Origin of the sequence: Pseudomonas sp. BF-B-15 (assembly GCF_019946675.1) — a bacterium.
In the GTDB taxonomy this organism is placed as follows: Bacteria; Pseudomonadota; Gammaproteobacteria; order Pseudomonadales; family Pseudomonadaceae; genus Aquipseudomonas; species Aquipseudomonas migulae.
This window is the reverse complement of record NZ_JAGYFZ010000197.1, coordinates 1-3,610: the sequence shown is the minus strand read 5'-3', so window position 1 is coordinate 3,610 and position 3,610 is coordinate 1. Positions and strand designations below refer to the sequence as shown.

Annotated in this window: 4 protein-coding genes and 1 pseudogene; 3 read left to right on the top strand and 2 right to left on the bottom strand. The window is 59.2% G+C overall.

Features of this window, described 5'->3' with window-relative positions; genetic code table 11:
* Positions 1-229 (top strand): DUF6124 family protein (locus KGA97_RS29230; protein ID WP_223481974.1); only part of this gene is annotated, 229 nt, incomplete at its 5' end.
* A gap of 20 nt (positions 230-249) precedes the next feature.
* Here KGA97_RS29230 and KGA97_RS29225 read toward each other — a convergent pair.
* Positions 250-1,113, bottom strand: coding sequence for a phosphatase PAP2 family protein (locus KGA97_RS29225; RefSeq protein WP_223481973.1), 864 nt, complete (start codon positions 1,111-1,113; stop codon positions 250-252).
* Positions 1,114-1,121: 8 nt separating this feature from the next.
* On the bottom strand, positions 1,122-1,793 hold the full coding sequence (locus KGA97_RS29220; RefSeq protein WP_223435491.1) for a histidine phosphatase family protein: 672 nt from the start codon (positions 1,791-1,793) through the stop codon (positions 1,122-1,124).
* 258 nt (positions 1,794-2,051) lie between these two features.
* On the opposite strand from KGA97_RS29220, the pseudogene KGA97_RS29215 reads away from it, so the two are divergent.
* Positions 2,052-3,065, top strand: a pseudogene (locus KGA97_RS29215) (methyl-accepting chemotaxis protein); the annotation flags it as partial.
* Between the two features lie 42 nt (positions 3,066-3,107).
* Positions 3,108-3,610: methyl-accepting chemotaxis protein (locus KGA97_RS29725; protein WP_411740674.1), on the top strand; the 503-nt coding region annotated here is incomplete at its 3' end.

Below are 3,610 nucleotides of genomic sequence, written 5' to 3'. Positions count from 1 at the left end.
CTCCCCATACCGCCCCAGCCCCTTCTTCACGATCCTTCCCGACATCGGTACTGAAAACCTCCTCGCACATGCCTGCGAGTCATTGGCCTCCGCCAGCGTCATGACCAGCGATTTAGCTACCTACCTGAACGGTTCACAGCGCAACACCGCGCTGGCCATTGCGCAAATCATCATGCTGGCGGAGCTGGCAGTGAACCAGGCACTGGATAACGTTGATCCGCAGGAGTAGGCAGGCATACCGCGTCATCGTTAATCGCGAGCAGGCTCGCTCCCACACTGGACCGCGTTCCCTTGCGGGAGCGAGCCTGCTCGCGATGACGGACGGCCAGCCGACAGTGATGTCATCTGATCCACCGGCACATCCAGCCGCGCTCGCCCATAAAACGCCAACGCCGTCAGCAAACACGCCAGCCACACAAAGATCCCGGCCCAGAACGTGTGGGACATGTAGTGCCAGCCTTGCAGGACCCGCGTCGTGCCGTAGACAAAACCGAGCAGCAGCGAGCCGTACATCAGCGCTTTTGAATAGCGCCAGCGATAGCGGCGCGCCACGAAGTACAACGCCAGCATGGTGAACCCGCCCGAAGCATGCCCGCCCGGCCAGCAGCGCCCCTCTCCGGCTTCCCTGAACAGTTGGAAGTTTTCGTACCACTCCATGTGGGCAATTTTCCCGCCATACAGGGTCGTTTCAATTGGGCAGTACACGCTGGTGTGCGCCTTGAGGAAATGGATCACCCCGGTGCAAATGGCAAACGCGAACACCACAAACAGAAAATCCCGACGATGGTCATAGGTAAACTTCAGCACCGGAGCGGCTTTGCTCCGCTCCAGGAATCGGCCAAGACGCGGACGTTTTTGCGGGTTGATCAGCGGCCAGACAAACGACAGCATCGCGCCGATCAAGGCAATTTCAGCAGTCCAGTTCGGAATGATGCGCGCCCATTTATGGGTGAGCTTTTCAAAGAAGTGAACCTGGTCGAGCGGGAAGGTCTGGGTCAGCGGATCAAAAAAAAGATTACTGAACGCGATGTCGATTTTGGTCATGTCGAACATCAGAAAAACAACGGCTGCGCAGGCCAGTGGAATACCGAAGTTGAAATAGTAAAAACGCATGGGATTACTCATTGGCTGGTCACCGAGCGCCAGTCGGAAGCTTCGATATAACCAAGCATTCGCGGCGCCTGTAGCGATTCGGCGGAGATAAACAAAGAGGCGCCATAGCCAAGAGTGGCCGTCGGCAACTTGAGGCCTTTCTCGATCTGCGCCATGCATTCACTGTGGGTCACCAGAATCAGATTACGCCCTGGCACTTTGTGCGCCAGCGCGTCACGCAACATAGTGCCCTTGCAATTGATCAACCACTCCTCATGGGTACTCACCTTGTTGAACATGTAGGAGGCCGTCTGCGCGGTCCGCATCATCGGGCTGTTATAAATGTCAGCCTCGCCCAGGCCGAGCCTTTCGAATTGCGCACCGACACTCACGGCGACGCTGCGCGAACGATCCGTGATGCCGTCATTGCCCGTCAGACACGCGGCCGTCGAGTGATCGCAGCGCTCGACATGGCGCACCAGCACAATCATGTCGCCCTTGGCCCAACCGGATAACAACGCCCGGGCGCCCGAGACATTGCCATGGGCCAGGTCCGGAACGGCGGCAGGCCGCAACAGCCAGACGGTCAACGGGATCACCAACAGCGCCGAGGCGAGTACCACTGCGGTGTTTCGATAGCGGGTAAAACGGCTCAGATCAATCGAGCGTTTGACCCCGAACAGACTCAGTCTCAATTCCACATCAGGCCGCCTCACCGGCATGCATCACTTACATTCGATGCCGCGAGGGTAGAGAGGCTCGCGTCGGCAGCCGGTGAAACCCATGTGAAAAAAAGCTTAAGCCCCCTGCAAAAACTTTTGTTACAGAACCGTCTGACAAAATCCTTTCAGCTCTCGCGATTGCTGCCGATACAGACCTGCTACACACCCTTGGCTACCAAAAACAACAATCTTCCAGCCAACCGACGACCAAAAGCGCAACGTTCCTGGAGGAATTTGATGAATAGCTGGTTCGGCAACATCAGCGTGAACATGAAACTGGGCCTGGGGTTTGGCCTGGTCCTGGCACTGACCTGCGTCCTCGCCCTGACCGGCTGGACGAGCCTGGGCAGCCTGATTGACCGCAGCAACTGGATGAGCGACATCACCCAGCTCAATGCCGGCCTGACCAAACTGCGTGTGGTTCGCTTGCAATACATGCTGACCAACGGCGATGAAACCACCGCGCAGAACGTCCAGACCACCCTGGATGCGTTTGCCGCTCAGCAACAAGCGCTGCTGGTGAAATTCAAGAGCCCGGAAAACCTCAAGCTGCTCAAAGAGCAAGGTACGCAAATTGACGCGTACAAAACGTCCCTGAACAAAATGCGCAGCGCCTACCGCGCCGGCAACAGCGCGCGCGACGCCATGGGCGCCAACGCGGAAAACGCGAATTCGCTGATCAACGCCATCAGTACCCGCGTACAACAAATGCCGTTGAGCGATCAGCGCTTCGAACAATTCCAGGCCATCACCGCCGCCAAGGAAGCGTTCATGCTGGCCCGCTACGAAGTGCGCGGTTATACCGCGACCACCAACGCCGAGACCGAGCAGAAAGCCGTCGGCCAACTGGACGCGGCCATCGCCAGCCTGAAACAACTCAATGTGCAATTCGCCGACACTATGCTGGACGAGTTGCGTCAGCTGGAAACGGCATTGAGCAATTACCGCAGCGCTTTGCAGGCTTATAAAGCCGCGAGCAACGATGCTGTGCAGGCGCGCAAGGAAATGACCGATCAGGGCGCCGCCATCGTGACCCTGAGTGAGCAGCTGTATCAGATCCAGCTCGACCGTCGTGACGCCGAAAGCGCACAAGCCCGCACCCTGCAACTGATCAGCACCTTGCTGGCGTTGCTGGTCGGGATCATTGCCGCCGTCATCATCACCCGTCAGATCACCCGCCCGCTGCGCGACACGCTGGCAGTGGTCGAACGCATCGCCGGCGGCGACCTGTCCCAGGACGTCAAAGTGACGCGCCGCGATGAACTCGGCGTGTTGCAGCAAGGCATTGCGCGCATGGGCGTGACCCTGCGTGACCTGATCAGCGGTATCCGCGACGGCGTTACCCAGATCGCCAGCGCCGCCGAAGAGTTGTCCGCCGTGACCGGGCAGACCAGCGCCGGCGTTAACAGCCAGAAGATCGAGACCGATCAAGTGGCCACCGCCATGCACGAGATGACCGCCACCGTGCAGGAAGTCGCGCGCAATGCCGAAGAAGCTTCACAAGCAGCGGCCGCCGCCGACGGCGAAGCCCGCGAAGGCGACAAAGTGGTCAACGAAGCCATCGCCCAGATCGAGCGCCTAGCCAGCGAAGTGGTGCGATCCACCGAAGCCATGAGCGTGCTGCAACACGAAAGCGACAAGATCGGCAGCGTCATGGACGTGATCAAGGCCGTGGCCGAACAGACCAACCTGCTGGCACTCAACGCCGCTATCGAAGCAGCGCGCGCCGGTGAAGCCGGACGTGGTTTTGCCGTGGTGGCCGACGAAGTGCGTGGCCTGGCCCAGCGTACGCAGAA

Bases quoted from the DNA above. Each gene is read 5' to 3' on its own strand.
- KGA97_RS29225 (WP_223481973.1), bottom strand. From the start codon at position 1,113: ATGCGTTTTTACTATTTCAACTTCGGTATTCCACTGGCCTGCGCAGCC.